General features: G+C 70.6%; 15 protein-coding genes. 10 read left to right on the top strand and 5 right to left on the bottom strand.

All coding sequences use genetic code 11. From position 1 onward, the window contains the following. Positions 1 to 103: 103 nt before the first annotated feature. Positions 104 to 1,042, top strand: coding sequence for a LysR family transcriptional regulator (locus F0U63_RS06910; RefSeq protein ID WP_395844941.1), 939 nt, complete (start codon positions 104 to 106; stop codon positions 1,040 to 1,042). On the opposite strand, the gene F0U63_RS06905 is transcribed toward F0U63_RS06910, so the two are convergent. Next, positions 1,016 to 3,676, bottom strand: coding sequence for a protein kinase (locus F0U63_RS06905; protein WP_395844939.1), 2,661 nt, complete (start codon positions 3,674 to 3,676; stop codon positions 1,016 to 1,018). The two genes, F0U63_RS06910 and F0U63_RS06905, sit on opposite strands and share 27 nt — an antisense overlap. A gap of 99 nt (positions 3,677 to 3,775) precedes the next feature. Further along, positions 3,776 to 4,237: a winged helix-turn-helix transcriptional regulator gene (locus F0U63_RS06900; RefSeq protein WP_395844937.1), complete on the bottom strand. Its 462-nt coding sequence runs from the start codon at positions 4,235 to 4,237 to the stop codon at positions 3,776 to 3,778. A gap of 122 nt (positions 4,238 to 4,359) precedes the next feature. Here F0U63_RS06900 and F0U63_RS06895 point away from each other — a divergent pair, with 122 nt between their 5' ends. Beyond that, positions 4,360 to 4,725, top strand: coding sequence for a DUF1304 domain-containing protein (locus F0U63_RS06895; RefSeq protein WP_395844935.1), 366 nt, complete (start codon positions 4,360 to 4,362; stop codon positions 4,723 to 4,725). Between the two features lies 1 nt (position 4,726). On the opposite strand, the gene F0U63_RS06890 is transcribed toward F0U63_RS06895, so the two are convergent. Beyond that, on the bottom strand, positions 4,727 to 5,653 hold the full coding sequence (locus F0U63_RS06890) for a lysophospholipid acyltransferase family protein (RefSeq protein ID WP_395844933.1): 927 nt from the start codon (positions 5,651 to 5,653) through the stop codon (positions 4,727 to 4,729). A 5-nt stretch (positions 5,654 to 5,658) separates the two neighbouring features. Here F0U63_RS06890 and astB point away from each other — a divergent pair, with 5 nt between their 5' ends. Next, the gene (astB, locus tag F0U63_RS06885) at positions 5,659 to 6,984 is read left to right on the top strand and encodes an N-succinylarginine dihydrolase (RefSeq protein ID WP_395844931.1); all 1,326 of its coding nucleotides are present in this window, start codon (positions 5,659 to 5,661) and stop codon (positions 6,982 to 6,984) included. Between the two features lie 75 nt (positions 6,985 to 7,059). Then, positions 7,060 to 7,353, top strand: a complete 294-nt coding sequence (locus F0U63_RS06880) for a hypothetical protein (protein ID WP_395844929.1) — start codon at positions 7,060 to 7,062, stop codon at positions 7,351 to 7,353. Positions 7,354 to 7,430: 77 nt separating this feature from the next. Here the strand turns inward: F0U63_RS06880 and F0U63_RS06875 are convergent, their stop codons facing one another. After that, positions 7,431 to 8,729 (bottom strand): UDP-glucose dehydrogenase family protein, encoded by a 1,299-nt coding sequence (locus tag F0U63_RS06875; RefSeq protein WP_395844927.1) that lies wholly within the window; start codon positions 8,727 to 8,729, stop codon positions 7,431 to 7,433. Between the two features lie 74 nt (positions 8,730 to 8,803). Beyond that, positions 8,804 to 9,775, bottom strand: coding sequence for a nucleotidyltransferase family protein (locus F0U63_RS06870; protein ID WP_395844925.1), 972 nt, complete (start codon positions 9,773 to 9,775; stop codon positions 8,804 to 8,806). A gap of 87 nt (positions 9,776 to 9,862) precedes the next feature. Between F0U63_RS06870 and F0U63_RS06865 the strand changes: the two genes are divergently transcribed. From F0U63_RS06865 to F0U63_RS06840, 6 genes are all read left to right on the top strand, one after another. Continuing rightward, the gene (locus tag F0U63_RS06865) at positions 9,863 to 11,161 is read left to right on the top strand and encodes a DUF418 domain-containing protein (RefSeq protein WP_395844923.1); all 1,299 of its coding nucleotides are present in this window, start codon (positions 9,863 to 9,865) and stop codon (positions 11,159 to 11,161) included. A 139-nt stretch (positions 11,162 to 11,300) separates the two neighbouring features. Beyond that, complete coding sequence (locus F0U63_RS06860) at positions 11,301 to 12,653, top strand: methyltransferase domain-containing protein (protein ID WP_395844921.1); 1,353 nt, start codon at positions 11,301 to 11,303, stop codon at positions 12,651 to 12,653. Further along, positions 12,650 to 12,997, top strand: a complete 348-nt coding sequence (locus tag F0U63_RS06855; protein ID WP_395844919.1) for a P-II family nitrogen regulator — start codon at positions 12,650 to 12,652, stop codon at positions 12,995 to 12,997. The genes F0U63_RS06860 and F0U63_RS06855 overlap by 4 nt, the downstream gene beginning before the upstream one ends. Next, positions 12,994 to 14,583: a hypothetical protein gene (locus F0U63_RS06850; RefSeq protein WP_395844917.1), complete on the top strand. Its 1,590-nt coding sequence runs from the start codon at positions 12,994 to 12,996 to the stop codon at positions 14,581 to 14,583. Before F0U63_RS06855 ends, F0U63_RS06850 begins: the two co-directional genes overlap by 4 nt. A 175-nt stretch (positions 14,584 to 14,758) precedes the next feature. Then, positions 14,759 to 15,085, top strand: a complete 327-nt coding sequence (locus tag F0U63_RS06845) for a c-type cytochrome (protein ID WP_395844915.1) — start codon at positions 14,759 to 14,761, stop codon at positions 15,083 to 15,085. Positions 15,086 to 15,146: 61 nt separating this feature from the next. Then, positions 15,147 to 15,350 (top strand): hypothetical protein, encoded by a 204-nt coding sequence (locus tag F0U63_RS06840; protein ID WP_395844913.1) that lies wholly within the window; start codon positions 15,147 to 15,149, stop codon positions 15,348 to 15,350. The last annotated feature ends 2 nt before the right edge of the window (positions 15,351 to 15,352 follow it).

Here is a 15,352-nt window from a genome sequence, read left to right as displayed (position 1 = left end):
CGCGCGAGGGTCTGGGACGTCACCTTTCCAACGGCGTTTATGTGTTTCCCCGGGGTAGAAACAATGAGGGGAATGGAAAAGGATTGTTTCCAGGAGAAGACCAATGAAGGACGTGGGGTGTTACTTCACCTTCGCGGAGGTCGTGCGAACTGGAAGTTTCACAGCCGCCGCCCGAGCGCTTGGGGTCACCAAGGCAACGGTCAGCAAGCAGGTGATGCACCTGGAGAACACGCTGGGCATGCGGCTGCTGCACCGCACGACGCGCAAGCTGTCCCCGACGGCCGAGGGCGAGGCGCTGTACACGCGCTGCCGGCGCATGGCCGAGGAGCTGGAGGCGGCGGAGGCCGAGGTCATGCACCTGAGGAGCAAGCCCCGCGGCCGGCTGCGCGTGAACGTGCCCATGACGTTCGGGCTGGTGCATATCGTCCCGGCCGTACCGGAGTTCCTCAGCCGCCATCCGGAGATCGAGTTCGATCTCCAGCTCGATGACCGCGTGGTGGATCTCGTCGAGCAGGGCTTCGACATGTCGGTGCGGATCGCCGAGCTGCCGGACTCGTCCCTCACCGCCAAGAAGCTCGCCACCAGCCGCCGCGTGGTGTGCGCGACGCCCGAGTACCTCAAGCGCCACGGCACGCCGCGCAAGCCCGAGGACCTGCGCCAGCACCGGTGTCTGCAGTACACCTATCTCGCCTCGGGAACGACGTGGCGGATGAGCGGCCACGGAGAGGAGTTCCTCGTCCCGGTCGGAGGACCGCTGCAGGCCAACAGCAGTCTGGCCCTCAAGGCCGCGGTGCTCGCGAACATCGGGATTGGCCAGTTCCCCCTGTTCGTGGTCTTCGAGGAGCTGCGCAGCGGCCGGCTGGTCCCCGTGCTCGAGGACTACACACTGCCGCGGCTGACCATCTGGGCCGTTCACGCCTCGGGACGCACCGTCACGCCGAAGGTCCGCGCGTGGGTGGATTTCCTGGTGCGCCGCTTCGAGAAGGAGCTGGGCTGGAGCGAGGGGCCCGGCGGTTCAGCGCGCGAGCATCCCCATCCATGACTTCACCTCGGCCGCGCGCTGGGAGCTGCCCGCCCGGGTGAAGCGCTCGAGGGCCCGGGCCGCCTCGACCCGGGCCTCCTTGACGCGGCCGTCGCGCCACAACGCCTGGGCCAGGACGAAGCCCGTGCCACCGAGGACCTTGTCGGGCATGTCCTCGAAGGTCCCGGCGCGCCGCAGGATGGCGATGGCCTCGCGCGTGTGGCCCAGGGCGAGCAGCGCCTGGCCCACTCCGTCATAGGAGTACTGCAACTCGCTGTCCTCGGGCCCCAGGTGCTGGATCTTGAGCCCGAGCGCCTCGCGGAAGACCCGCAGGGCGTCCTCGTTGCGCCCCAGGGCCAGCAGGCACATGCCCTGCGACTCCAGGGCATCGGCCAGCGCCAGCGGATCCACCGCGGAGGACCGGTAGAGATCCGCCGCGAAGCGCGCGTGCTCCAGGGCGCGCGAGGGATCCGCGTTCCCGCGCAGCGCGCGCGACAGCTCTGCGTGAAACCACGCCAGCTCCAGGTGCCGCGGGCCCACCGCCGATTCCATCTGCCGCAGCGCTTCCTCCAACATCTCCACCGCCTGCCGCGTCTCGCCCAGGTCCAACAGCGCCCGCCCGAGGGTGTACGTCACGCGCGCCCGCTTCGGATGCCCGGGCGGCAGCCCTCCCAGCAGCGCCAGCGACCGCTCCAACAAGACGCGCGCCTGCTGGGGCTTCTCCTGCCAGAGGGCCAGGTTGGCGCGGCTCATCAGCAAGTCGCTCTCCAGGAGCGAGTCTCCGCCGAGCCGCCGCACCATCGCCTCCCCCAGCCGGCCCCAGCGCTCCGCTTCCGCGTAGTGCTCCAACTGCCCCGTCACGAAGAGCAGCTTGTTGAGGATGGACACCTGCAGGCGGTCCGCCCTTCCCGCCGCGGCGTCATACACGGCCTGCTCCAGCAGCGAGGCGCCCTCCTCCGTCCTGCCCATGAGCGCCAGGAGCCAGCCCTGATGCAAGCGCATCTCCGCCAGCAGGGGCAGATAGCCGCTGGCCACCACGCGCGGCGCGAGCGCCTCGGCCTCCTCGAGCGCCGCCGGGTAACGGCTCACGTCGAGCAGGGCCTTGAGCTCGGCCACCCGCGTTTCCAACCGCTCCAGATCCGCGCGCCGGGAGGGATCCGCGGGCCGGGGCTGCTGCTCGGACAGCGTCCCCACGTTCGCGCAATCCGAGGGGGCGGGCAGCGCGTACACCGCGTCCAGCGACTTCTCCACGCCCCGGGCGTCCACCTCTCCCAGCACCTTCACGAGCGCGCGCAGGCTCTCGCGCCGCAGCTCCAGGCACACCACCTGCTGGGACAACAAGAGCTCCGTGCGCTCATCGCGCAGGCGCGTGGCCTCGCAGGCCTCGGTGCTCTGCCGGGACCACGCCGCGGCGTACGCATCGAGCACCGCCGACGCCCGGCGGAACATCTGCCCCGCCGCGGCGCCTCCGGCCTTCTGGAAGGCGGCCTCCACCCGTTGACGCTCCGGCGCTCCCCACACCTCCACCATCTGCCGCTCGGCGCCCGTGCACAGCCGTGAGCGCCAGACGGCCGCGCCTCCCACCGCCGCGAGCGCCAGTCCCGCCAGGGCCCCCACGCCCAGCCAGCGCCGCCGCACCAGCCGCCGCTCCTGGGAGAGCGCCTCCAGCAGCACATCCATGGAGGCGAAGCGCGCACCAGGCTCGAGCGACAGGCCCCGCATCACCGCGCGCCGCACCCAGACGGGCACCTTCACCCCGCGCGGCGGCTCCTGGATGATGGACGGCGAGGCCCCCCGTTGCGCCGCGGCCCGGGACATCTCCTCGGGCTCGAAGGGGCGCGTGTTGAACAGCGCCCGGTAGAGCGCGGCGCAGAAGCTGAACTGGTCCGAGCGCGCGTCCAGCGCGTCCCCCCGGAACTGCTCCGGTGACATGTAGTGCGGCGTCCCATGCACCACGCCCACCTGGGTGAGCGACCGCCGCAACACCGACACCGGCCTCGGCAGCGGCAGTTCCTCCTGGGTCAGTCCCCGCGAGGGAGTGAACCGGGCGTCGCGCCGGGCCAGGCCGAAGTCGGTGACGTAGACGCGGCCGTTGTGGCCCACCAGGACGTTGGCGGGTTTGAAGTCGCGGTGGACCAGTCCCGCCGCGTGCGCGGCCGCCAGGCCCTTGCCCGCCGCGACGTACTTCTCCAACACCTCGCGCCAGGAGCGCGGCCGCTCGCGCAGCCATTCGCGCAGCGTGCCCCCCTCCACCAGTTCCATGGCCACGAAGACCTGATCGTCCCAGGAGCCCACCTCGAAGACGGGGATGACGTGGGGATGGGAGACACGGGCCATGGCCTGGGCCTCGCGCACCAGCCGCTCCCTGCCCTCCTCCAGGTTCGTGCCCTCGTTCTTCACGAGCAACAGCTTGAGGGCCACCTTGCGATCCAGGTCCGGATCATACGCCGCGTACACCATGCCCATGCCGCCCTGTCCCAACTGCTTGAGCAGCAGGAAGCGGCCCACCTGCCGCGGCGGCGGCCGCGCGGGGAGCGGCTCTCGCGGAGCCTGCTCCACGGGCGCGACCCCGGTGGAAGCCGACATCGGCTCCGTCTCGGTCTTCTCCTCTCCGGCAGGCACGGGTGGGGGCGTGGCTTCGTCGCGGTGGGACATGGCGGCTCCCCCGCATCCTAACGACTTCTCCACCCCTCCACGCCAGGGGCCGCAACTCCACCCGGGCACCTGGCGATAATGGGGAAGGTCTCGATGGATTCACCCCGGCTTCGGAGGGCGGATGAGCGTCTGACCGATGCTCAGGTCCGTCCCCGTGACGCGGCGTCCGCACGCGCGGCACGTCAGCTGCGCGTGCAGGGGCTGCCCACAGTCATGCACGAAGGACCCCGGCGTGGCGGGCGCCTCCGACGTCCACCGCTGCCCCCACTGCAACAGGCAGAGCAGCGTGGGCGCCAGATCCAACCCGGCCTCGGTGAGGTGGTACTCGCTTCTGGCGGGCCGCTCCGAGTACTGCACCCGGCGCAGCACGCCCGCCTCCGACAGCTTGCGCAGCCGCGCGGTGAGCACGTCCCGCGGCGCCCCGGTGTTCCGCGCGATGCCCTCGAAGCGCCGCACGCCGTAGAACACCTCGCGCACCACCAGCAGCGACCACTTCTCTCCCACCACTTCCAGCGCATCGGCCATCGAGCACACCCGAGGACCGGCCTCCTTCTTCGGCATGCGCGCATCCTAACGAATCAGTTGGAAATCCCAACCCATGTGCTACGGTACACCCAGTTGGAAAATCAAACCGACCCCGGGAGACGTCCGAGAACGCCCCGGGGCCGCTCGAGGAAAGCCGCATGAGTCTGCTCGCCGTGCTGTTCGTGGGACTGGTCGCCGCCATCCATGTCTACATCGTGGTGCTGGAGATGTTTCTCTGGACGAAGCCCCGGGGGATGAAGGTGTTCAGGATGGAGCCGGCCTACGCCGCGCAGACGGCGACGCTCGCCGCCAACCAGGGGCTGTACAACGGCTTCCTCGCCGCGGGCCTCATCTGGGGACTGGTGGCCGCGGAGCCGGTGGCGTTCCAGGCCAAGGTCTTCTTCCTGGCGTGCGTGATGGTGGCGGGCCTGTACGGAGCGGCCACGGTGAGCCGGCGCATCCTCTTCGTGCAGACGGTGCCCGCGGCCATCGCGCTGGTGCTGGTGGTGCTCGCGCGCGCGTGAGTCAGGAGGCCGGAGGAGGCCGGGTCTTCCAGCGCTGGTGCATCCACACCCATTGCTCGGGAGCACGGCGGATGGCGGCCTCGATGCGCTCGGAGAGCGCCGCGGTGAGCGCCAGGGCGTCCGCCTCGCGGTCCGTCCCCGCCCGCCACGCCACCTCCTCCATCCACAAGCGGTAGCCCTCGCCCTCGCGCTGGCAGAAGCCCACCACCACCGCCGCGCCCGTGCGCAGCGCCAGGTCGGCCGCCGCCCGGGGCGTGGCCGCCAGCTCCCCGAAGAAGGGCACGAAGAGCGACTGCACCCGCGTGTCCTGGTCGATGAGCAGCCCGAGAATCTCCCCCGCCTTGAGCGCGCGCAGCATGGCGCGCGCCGCGCCCTCCTGGCCGCGCCAGATGCTGCGCACCCCGCCCAGTTCCCGGAAGCGCCCCACGAGCGCGGTGAGGCGCGGGTCCGTCGTCTCCTTGGCGATGCTCTGGCTGGGGTAGCCCGCGCGCGACACCCGCCGCGCCAACAGCTCCCAGTTGCCCACGTGCCCCGAGACGAAAACCACTCCCTTGCCCCGGGCGAGCGCCGCGTCGAGCACGCGCCGGTCCGCGTCCTCCCAGCGCACCAGCCGCTCCAACTGTCGATCCATGGACGAAGTGGCCCCCACCTCGAAGGCGGCCATGCCCAGGTGGCGGAAGGAGGCGCGGGCGAGCGCATGACGCTCCGCGTCGGGCTTCTCCGGGAAGGCGCGGGCGAGGGACTTCAAGGCCTTGCGCCGCTCCCCCCCGGCCACGGCGAAGGCGAGACGGCCGAAGCCCGCGCCGAGCCACCGGGCGAAACCGAGCGGCAGGGCCCCCACCAGGGCGAGGGCGGCGCGCACGAGGAGGTAGCGGAGGAAGCGCTTGAGGCGCTTTGTTAGGGGAGGACGCTCCACGAGCGTGTCCATACCTCATGCGCGAATACAACTTCGACGGCCTCGTCGGTCCCACGCACAATTACGGCGGTCTCTCGCCCGGCAACCTCGCCTCGGCCCAGCATGGCGGCACGGTGAGCCATCCCCGCGCGGCGGCGCTGCAGGGGTTGGAGAAGATGCGCTTCGTGGCGGGCCTGGGCGTGGGCCAGGCGGTATTGCCCCCCCATCCCCGGCCCTCGCTCAAGACGCTGCGCGCGCTGGGCTTCACCGGCACGGACGAGGAGCTCATCACCCGGGCGGCCCGCGAGGCGGAGCACCTGTTGCGGCTCACCTCCAGCAGCGCCGCCATGTGGACGGCGAACGCGGCCACGGGGGCGCCGAGCGAGGACACCGCGGACGGGCGCATGCACCTCACGGTGGCCAACCTCCAGCAGATGTTCCACCGGGCCCTGGAGGCGGAGACGACGCACGCGGTGCTGCGCGCCATCTTCTCGGACGAGCGCCACTTCGCCATCCACGCGCCGCTGCCCGGAGGCGGGCACTTCGCGGACGAGGGCGCGGCCAACCACACCCGGCTCGTCACGCCCGGCCACCGCGCCGTGCACCTGCTCGCGTGGGGCCGCAGCGCGTGGCGGAGCGACGTGCGCGCCCCCTCCCGCTTTCCCGCCCGGCAGACGCTGGAGGCCAGCGAGGCGCTGGCGCGGTTGCACCAGCTCGACCCGGCCCAGGTGCTCCTGCCCCAGCAGGCCCCCGAGGGCATCGACGCGGGCGCCTTCCACACGGACGTGCTGGCGGTGGGCAGCGGGGGATTCCTCATGCTGCACGAGCTGGCCTTCGTGGACGCGCCGGGGCTGCTGCGAACGCTGTCCGAGCGGCTCGGCGAGGGCTTCACGTACGCGCTCGCCACCGAGGACGAGCTGCCCGTGCGCGACGCGGTGAAGGCCTACCCGTTCAACTCCCAGGTGCTCGCGCTGCCGGACGGCTCGCTCGCCATCGTGGCCCCCCAGGAGAGCCGGGAGACGCCCACCACGCGGCGCTTCCTCGAGCGCGTGGTGGCCGGGGACAACCCGGTGAAGGCGGTGCACTACCTGGACGTGCGCCAGTCGATGAACAACGGCGGTGGCCCGGCGTGCCTGCGCCAGCGCGTGTGGCTCACCGACGCCGAGCGCGCCGCGGTGAAGACGAACGTCTTCTACACGCCCGAGCTGCACGCCTCGCTCGCCGACTGGGTGACGCGGCACTACCGCGAGGAGCTGCGCGCGGAGGACTTGAGGGATCCCCGGCTCGCGCGCGAGACGATGACGGCGCTCGACGAGCTGACGCGGCTGTTGCACCTGGGCCCGGTCTACGACTTCCAGAAGTAGCCCACGCACGCTCCCCCGCCGCCCAGGTGGCCTCCGCTTGCATCCGGGGCGCCATCTGGCATCTTCGGCCCCCCCATGCGCCGATCCGCCGTCCTCTGCCTGAGCTTCTCCGTTCTGCTCGCCCTCGCCGGTTGCAAGAATCCGTGCCGGGAGCTGTCGGAGCGCTACTGCGACTGCCTCGATGAGTATCAGCGCGCCGACTGCGTCCTCGAGGTGGCCAATCGCGAGCGCAACGTCGAGCCGACCGACGCGGATCTCGCGGCGTGCGAGCAGCGGCTGGAGACCTGCACCATCAAGGCGAACGATCGCGCCAGCTGCGACATCCTCCAGACGGACGAGGGCAAGCAGGCCTGTGGGTTGTCCCGCTAGCTCACCTCGACATCCCGCAGGCCTGGCGGGGAGGCGCCCTGGAGCTCGCCTTCCCCGACTGGCCACCCGGGTGACGGCTACCGGCGGCCCAGGCCCATGTACGTGAAGCCCAGCTCGCGCATGCGCTCCGGGTCGTAGATGTTGCGGCCGTCGAGGATGACGGGCGTCTTCATCAGCTTCTTCATGCGCTCGAAGTCCGGGTGGCGGAACTCGTTCCACTCGGTGACGACGAAGAGCGCGTCCACGCCCTCCAGGGCCTCGTAGGGCAGCTGGGTGTAGCGGATGCGCTCACCGAAGACGCGGCGCGCGGTGCGCTCGGCCACCGGATCATGCGCCGCCACCTTGGCGCCCTTGGCGAGCAGACCCTCGATGACCTCGATGGAGGGCGCCTCGCGCATGTCGTCCGTCTTGGGCTTGAAGGCCAGGCCCCACACCGCGAAGGAGCGCCCGTCGAGCGAGCCGAAGTGCTTGAGCGCCTTCTGCACGAGCGTGCGCTTCTGCCGCTCGTTGGTGCGCTCCACCGAGCGGAGCAGATCCAGCTCCAACCCCAGCTCGCGCCCCTTGGCCACCAGCGCCTTCACGTCCTTGGGAAAGCAGCTGCCGCCGTAGCCCACGCCGGGAAAGAGGAACGGGTAGCCGATGCGCTTGTCGGCGCCCATGCCCTTGCGCACGAAGTCCACGTCCGCGCCCACCTTCTCGCAGAGCGCGGCCATGTCGTTCATGAAGGAGATGCGCGTGGCGAGCATGGCGTTGGCGGCGTACTTGGTGAGCTCCGCCGAGCGCGTGTCCATGAAGAGGATGGGGTTTTCCGTGCGCACGAACGGCGCGTAGAGCTGGCCCATCACCTTGCGCGCCCGCTCGGACTCGGTGCCGATGACCACCCGGTCCGGCTTGAGGAAGTCCTCCAGCGCGGCGCCCTCCTTGAGGAACTCAGGGTTGGAGACGACGTCGAACTCCACCTGGGTCACCCGGGAGATGGTCTCGCGCACCTTGTCCGCGGTGCCCACCGGCACGGTGCTCTTGTCCACCACCACCGTGTACTGCTGCAGGGCCCGGCCGATCTGCTCCGCCGCGGACAGGACGTACTGGAGATCCGCCTCGCCGCTCTCGCCCTCGGGCGTGCCCACGGCGATGAACACCACCTGCGAGCGCGCCACCGCCGTGGACAGCTCCGTGGTGAAGGACAGGCGCCGCTCGCGCGTGTTCGTGCGGATGAGCTCCTCCAGGCCCGGCTCGTAGATGGGAATCTCACCCCGCTGCAGCTGGGCGATCTTCTCCGCGTTGATGTCCACGCAGACGACGTCGTTGCCCGAGTCGGCGAAGCACGTCCCCGCGACGAGTCCCACGTAACCTGAACCAATGATGGCGATGTGCATGCGCGTCCTTCTGGGCGGAAAGATGTGCTCCCGCTCTTACGCTGACCGACGCTCCGAGGGAAGGGGGTGCACCCTCACTGGCCGGTCAGCAACCGGCGCAGACGATCCGATCCCCGCGTATGACTCATCTTTCCGGGTTCACTGGAGGGGAGGACGACGAGCCGATCGAGCAGTTCCCGGGTTGCCCGGCGCAGGGGCGGGAGAGCGGGGGCGATGAGGGCGGCCGTCTCGGGGAAGAGCCGCGAGACGATGGACAGCGAGGTGTAGAGGGCCCGCTCCAGCCGCCACGCGCGGGCCCGCTCCAGCAGCGCCGCCACGTCCAGGGGACGCGAGTAGACGCCCCCCATCGACGGCGCGCCCAGCACCAGCTCGCGCAGGTCCACGAAGGACAACCACGGCACCTGGTAGCCCTCGCGCGCATGCTCCAGACACACGAGCAGCAGCGCGTCCTCCAGGTCCGGACGGAACAACGACGGGCCGTACATCTTCATGGGCCTGGCGCGCTCGAAAACGCCCCGCAGCTCGGCCTGCCGCTGGGAGCCGAGCACGTCGGCATAGAGGAAGATGGGGGTGCGGGTATCCGACAACACCTTCTGGGCACCGTGGAGCGGCTCGTCGGGCTCGGGACGGAACTCGTGCTGGGCGAGGTAGCCGGTGAAGCCCTCCACGTCCATGCGCCGCAGCAGCACCTGGATCTCCAGCACGGGGCGGAAGCCCACGTGGGGGTAGAGCGAGTCGGCGAAGGACGCGGCGCCGATGAGCAGGAGCTGGCGGCCCTCGAGCTCGTCCACGCACTGCTTGAAGTTGACGAGCTTCATGACGTTGTCGTTGACCGAGCCCGAGTAGATGCTCAGCAGCCGATCCCTCGCCCACTCTGGAGCCCCCGAGCCGGGCAGGCGGTACTCGAGGTTGTAGGACGCCAGCGGCGCCAGTCCCTGGGCGATGGCCCAGTCGACGTATTGCTCCCACGGCGCCCCGCGCAGCGAGCCCCGGGGCGGATCGAACGAGGAGAGGACGCGGAAGGTGTCGAGGAGACTGATGGCCATGGGAGCGCTTTAGCGACTCCCGCGCCCGGGACGCAATCGGAAGACCACGGCCCCGCCATCCTCCGAACGGTATAGAAACCAGGGGCCATGAACCCACCCCCCTCCCCTGCCCTCGTGGACGAGGCCCGGCCCATCGACGCCGGCGAGCGGCTCGTCCTGCTGGACGTGCTGCGCGGCTTCGCGCTGGGCGGCGTCTTCGTGTCCAACGTCTTCGGGTGGTTCACCGGCCGCGCCTTCCTGCCGCGCGCACAGCTCGAGGCCCCCCTGGCGGGGACGCCCTGGTGGGACGTGCTCGCCGTCCAAGGCATCGCGGCCCTGGTCAACGGCCGGTTCATGACCCTGTTCTCGTTCCTGTTCGGACTGGGCTTCTCCGTGCAGTTGCTCCGGGCCGAGGCGCGCGGGGCCTCCATCGCTCCGCTCTACACGCGGCGGTTGTGTGTGCTGTTCCTCATTGGCGCCGTGCACCTGTTGGGGGTCTGGTACGGCGACATCCTCACCACCTACGCGCCCGTGGGCCTGCTGCTGCTGCTGTTCCGAGGACGCTCGGACAAGGAGCTGCTCGTCTGGGCCACCCTGCTCATCCTCGTGATTCCCATCGGGGTGGCCGTCGGCATGCAGTGGCTGTCCGGACCGGGACCCGCGGCGGGGACGGAGGCGGCCCGGGTGCTGAAGGAACAGGCCGATGCGGCCCGGGCCGAGCGGCTGGACACCTTCCTGCACGGCAGCTACCCCGACGTGGTGCGCGCCCACGCCCGGTTCTACTTCGGCGAGTTCGTCCGGCGGCTGCCGCCCATGCTGTGTGCCCTCTTCGGCCGGTTCCTGCTGGGCTTCCTCGCCGGACGGCGGCGCCTGTTCCACGACGTGTCCCGGCACCTGCCCTTCTTCCGCTCGCTGTTGCGCTGGAGCCTCGTCGTGGGAGCGCTCTGCACGGCCGTCGCGGTCGCGGCGCCGTTCCTGATTCGCCAGAAGCTGCTGGACGCACAGGGGCCCTCCCAGTACTACCTGCGCCCGGTGCGCCAGCTCGCCGAGCTGGGACTCGCCGCCTTCTACGCCTCGGGCTTCGTGCTCCTCTTCCAGCGCGAGGCATGGCAGCGGCGGCTGCGGGTGCTCGCCCCCGTGGGCCGCATGGCCCTGACGAACTACCTGGGCCAGAGCGTGATCAGCCTGCTGATGTATTACGGCTTCGGCCTGGGACTGATGGGCCGGGTGGGCCCCGCGGCGAGCATCGCGCTCACCCTGGCCATCTTCGCGGTGCAGGTGGCCTTCAGCCATGTGTGGCTCGCCCGCTTCCGCTTCGGTCCAGCCGAGTGGCTGTGGCGCTCGCTGACGTACGGCAAGGCCCAGCCCTTCCGCCAGGACAAGGGCGTGGTGGCCCCCAGCCCTTGAGCCGAAACGGGAGAAGGCCGCGGCGCTCCGCCCTCACGGGACAAGAGCCGCCGTGGAACCGGGCGGCCGCGGATGTCGCCTTTCCGAAGAGTGCGTCCCCTCGCCACGCGGGAGCCCGGGGTGTGATAGGCACGAGGCCGTGAGCCCCTCCGTATCGATCGTCATCCCCTATACCCCCCTGTCCGCACCGGCCGCGTCGCGCTTCGCGCGGGCGCTCGCCCAACGGAACGAGACCGAGGTCATCCTCGTGGGAGACGGGCCCCTGGACGCGCCTCCCGCCCCCAACGTGCAGGTCATCCCGGGCGTGGCCGGCAAGGGCGTGGCCATCCGGACGGCGCTGGACCGGGTCAAGGGCGGCATCACGGTGCTCCAGGACGCGGATGGGGCCTACTCGTTGGAGTCCTGCGAGGCGCTGTGCCGTCCCATCCAGGAGGATCGGGCGGACGCGGTGTTCGGCAACCGCGCGGGCACGGGGCTTGGCGCGAGCGTGCTGGCGGACCGGGCGCTGGGCCAGGTCACCCGCTTCGTCACCGACGTGCCGCTCGCGGATCCCCTCTGTGGCCAGCGCGCCTTCCGCACCGAGGCGCTCAAGTCCGTGGCGCTCACCAGCGACGACGACGCGGTGGACGCGGAGATCGTGGTGAAGCTGGCGGCGCAGCTCTACCGGCTGACGGAGGTGCCGGTGGGGTTGGACACGCCGCCGCACCAGCCCCTGGCGTCTCAGCTCTCGCGGCTGCGCACGCTCGTGCGCTACGCCACGGTGCGCGACGACGCGGACAACCAGCACGAGGGCTACACCACGCTCGAGCGCATGGACGGCGCCAACAACTACAACGCGTGGCTCGGCCAGCGCTTCCGCGAGCACCTGGGCCGGCGCGTGCTGGAGATCGGCGCGGGCATCGGCACCATCACCGAGAAGCTGGAGCCGGGGCTGGAGTTGCTCATCGCGCTCGAGGTGGACCGCTTCTACGTGGACCGGCTGAAGAACAAGTTCCGGGGCCGCCCCCATGTCCGGCCCTACCTGTCGGACGTGGCGCTGGCCGACTGGGAGTCGTTGAAGGCCGAGCGGCTGGACACCATCGTGCTGTCCAACGTGCTGGAGCACATCCCCGATGACGCCTCGGCGGTGCGCCGCTTCCGGCAGATCCTCCCTCCGGGGGGACGCGTGGTGGTGCTCGTGCCGGCGCTGCCGCAGCTCTTTGGCAGCATCGACGAGGCGGTGGGCCACCACCGCCGCTACACGAAGGCGGGGCTGCTCCAGGTGCTGGAGGGCAACGGCTTCGAGGTGGAGACGTTGGAGTGGATGAACCTGGTGGGGGTTCCTGGCTGGTTCATGAACAGCCGGGTGATGCGTCGCCGTTCAGTGCCCAAGTTGCAGCTCAAGGTCTATGATCGGCTCGCCCCGCTGTTCGCCAAGGCCGAGAGCCGGGTGACGCTGCCCGTGGGAATGAGCCTCTTCGCCGTGGCGCGGGCCACGGGAGGTGCGCAATGAAGAAGATCGAAGCCATCATCAAGCCGTTCAAGCTCGACGACGTGAAGGACGCGCTGCACGAGGTGGGAGTACGTGGCCTCACCGCGATGGAGGTGAAGGGGTTCGGCCGGCAGAAGGGCCACACGGAGCTCTACAAGGGCGCCGAGTACGTGGTGGACTTCCTGCCCAAGGTGAAGGTGGAAGTGGTGGTGGACGACGACCTGGCCGAGCGCGTGGTGGACGCCATCGTGCGCGCGGCGCGCTCGGGCACGGAAGGGAAGATCGGCGACGGGAAGATCTTCGTCACCCCCGTGGACGAGGCCGTGCGCATCCGCACGGGGGAACGCGGCAGCGACGCGCTGTGAGCGTCCCGTCCCGAGCGGCCCTCGCGGCGCTGGTGGCGCTGTACGTGCTGCTCTTCCCGTACCACCCCGGCCTGCGCTCGCCCAACGAGCTGTGCCGGTTGTGGCAGACACGCGCCCTGGCGGAGTACGGCACGCTCGACATCAACCGGGTGCTGCGTGACTTCGGCTACGTGGGCGACCTGTCGGTGAAGGACGGGAAGTACTACCCGTCCAAGGCGCCGCTGTTGTCCTTCGCCGCGGTGCCGGTCTACGGGGTGCTGCGCGCGGCGGGCGGAGGCACCCCGCGCGCCGTGGGCGAGGTGCCGCTCGTCTTCTTCAGCCGGCTCGTGCTCACGGTGCTGCCCACGCTGCTCATGCTCGGGCTCTTGCGCCGCTTCCTCGGGGCCTACGTGTCCGCCGCGGTGGCCGACACGGTGACGGTCACCTACGGGTTGGGCTCGCTGGCGTTCAGCTACTCGCTGCTCTTCATGAGCCACCAGACGACCGCGGTGCTGCTCTTCGGCGGCTTCTACGCGCTGTGGCGGGTGGCGCGCGACGAGTGGAAGCCGTGGGGCTACCTCGTGGCGGGAGCCTGCGCGGGCGCCACGCTGGCCGCCGAGTACACCGGGGGCCTGGGCGTGCTGGGCCTGGTGCTGTACGCGGCACTGAGCGTGCTCTGGCGCGAGGAGCCCCCCCGGGCCCGCGCGCGCCGGTTGCTCCAGGGCACGGGGCTCGCCGTGCTCGGGGCCCTGCCCTTCGTGGCGGGGTTGATGCTCTACCACCAGGCGGCCTTCGGGCACCCGCTCGAGACGGGGTACAAACACCTCAACGACGCGGCCTACCAGCCCTGGCACCTGGGGGGCTTCCTCGGCATCCGCTACCCGGATCCGCGCGCCTTCGCCCTCTCCTTCTTCTCCCCGCTCCGGGGCCTGTTCACCCTCTCGCCCTTCCTGCTGCTCGCGCTGCCTGGACTGGGCGTGCTCGCCCGCGAGGCGCGCACCCGCCCGGAGATGCGCGCCCACCTGGGGCTCACGGTGGCACTGCTGCTCGGGTACACCTACTTCACCTCGTCCTTCTCCTATGACTCCTGGGGCTGGACGACGGGCCCCCGCCACCTGACGGGGCTCGTGCCCTTCCTCCTGCTGCCCGTGGGCCTGCTGCTGGAGCACGCACGGAGCGCGCAACGCAGGGCCTGGACGGGCTTCGCCGCCGCGCTGTGCACCGCATCCATCGTGTTCACGGGACTGGCCACCTTCGTCAACTACGTCCCGGACGACGTCTCCAACGTGGTGCTCGGGCTGGCCACGCCGCTGCTCCGGGCGGGCTACGTGCCCCCGAACGTGCTGAACCTGCTCGGCCTGCCCAACCCGGTGGCGGGCCTCGCCCTGGGGCTCGTGCTGCTCGGCGTGGCGCTCTGGGTCTTCGTTCGTCTGGCCGGGAATGGGCAGCTGCCCGGACGTACTCCCCTGCTCGCTGGGCTGGCGGCCTTCGCCGTGCTGCTCGGCTTCCAGGCCGTCACCGTGCGGCATGACGCCCCTGACCAGGGCGCGGTGAACTTCCTGGAGAAGGTGTGGCTCGTTCCCCCCGGCCGGACGCTGTCGTTTTGACCCTCCGTGAACGTCCACGCGGAGGGAGCGGGGAAGCCTCCGCCCGGCCGGCATGCCGCCTCCACCGCCATCCGGGGAAACCCCGGGAGAGGGTGGGATTCTCCCTGGCCATCTCCGGCCCGATGAGTTGACATCCACACATCGCGCCGGGCTGACGCCCGACTGGAGGTCCCACATGAAGTTCCGGTTCGCCCTGTTGATGCTCTCCCTCGCGGCCACCGCCGCCCAGGCCCAGGAAGACACCGTCGCCGAGACGTGGACGGCCAAGTGCAAGTCCTGCCATGGCCCGGACGGCAAGGGTCAGACCCAGATGGGCAAGAAGGAGGCCATCCAGGACCTGTCCCTGCCCTCCTGGCAGAAGTCCTGGACGGACGCGCAGATCCGCCAGGTCATCGCCGAGGGCTCTCGCGACAACAAGAAGATGAAGGCCTACAAGGACAAGCTGACCCCTCAACAGATCGACGCCCTCGTGGCGTACGTCCGCGGGTTCCAGAAGGGCTGATCCACCCGGGGCTGAATATACCCAGGAAGCCCGGCGTCCCCGCCGGGCAGGAGGCAATCCCATGCGCACCCTGACCTTCGCCCTCGTCTCCCTGCTCGCCCTGACCTTCGCCTCGCGGTTGTCCGACCGCCCGACGGCTCGCCCGGATCCGGAGGGCGCCCAGCCCCCGGGGACCTCGCTGTCCAAGGGGGGCAGCGGTGGCAAGGACGGCGGCAGCGGCGGGGACGACGACGATGACGAGGACTTCAAGGTGGTACACGCGTAGCC

Origin of the sequence: Cystobacter fuscus, from assembly GCF_044360685.1 — a bacterium.
Lineage (GTDB): Bacteria > Myxococcota > Myxococcia > Myxococcales > Myxococcaceae > Cystobacter > Cystobacter fuscus_C.
Note: the sequence above shows the minus strand (reverse complement) of the source record. Positions and strands in the feature narration are given on the sequence as shown.